At 68.7% G+C, this 705-nt stretch carries 1 pseudogene; it reads right to left on the bottom strand.

Annotation, left to right across the window (positions count from 1 at the left end):
- Nucleotides 1-519, bottom strand: a pseudogene (locus JCM19049_RS16560) (urocanate hydratase); the annotation flags it as partial.
- Nucleotides 520-705: the final 186 nt, after the last annotated feature.

Below are 705 nucleotides of genomic sequence, written 5' to 3'. Positions count from 1 at the left end.
ACCCTGCGGTCAGGGTCAGCGTGCCGGCCAGGGTGCCGTCAAAGCGCTTGCGTCCGATGGCGGCGAAGGTCTCAAAGGTGCCCTGCAGGATGCCCTGGGTGCCGATGTAGATCCAGGACCCGGCGGTCATCTGGCCGTACATCATCAGCCCTCGGACTCCAGCTTGCGGAAGTGCTCCCAGTTCGCCCAGTCCCCGACGAGGTTGGAGTTGGCGATCAGCACCCGCGGCGCCCACCGGTTGGTGCGCAGCACGCCCACCGGCTTGCCGGACTGCACCAGCAGCGTCTCATCCTCCTCCAGGTCCTTGAGGGTTTGGATGATCGCCTCGTAGGCGGCCCAGTTGCGTGCGGCCTTGCCGGTGCCGCCGTAGACCACCAGGTCCTCGGGGCGTTCGGCGACCTCCGGGTCCAGGTTGTTCATCAGCATGCGCAGCGGCGCCTCGGTGGCCCAGGACTTGGCGCTCAGGGTGGTGCCGCGCGGGGCGCGGATGGTGTGCGGTGAGTGGGACGTGGTGGACATCTAGGCTCCTTTGCGCGGCGGATGTGCTGTTGCTCCATCATTGGCCATCCGCGCCGGCAGTGACACCGCTCACCGGCCGCTGTTGTCCGGGATCCCGGACTCTAGCGCCGGGTGGTGGCCCGCCGCCCGTGCAGCCGGGCGGTGAACTGGTCCGCAGTGTGCTTCAGGTCCTCCAGGATCCCGGCG

It is taken from the genome of Arthrobacter sp. JCM 19049, assembly GCF_001310435.1.
Note: the sequence above shows the minus strand (reverse complement) of the source record. Positions and strands in the feature narration are given on the sequence as shown.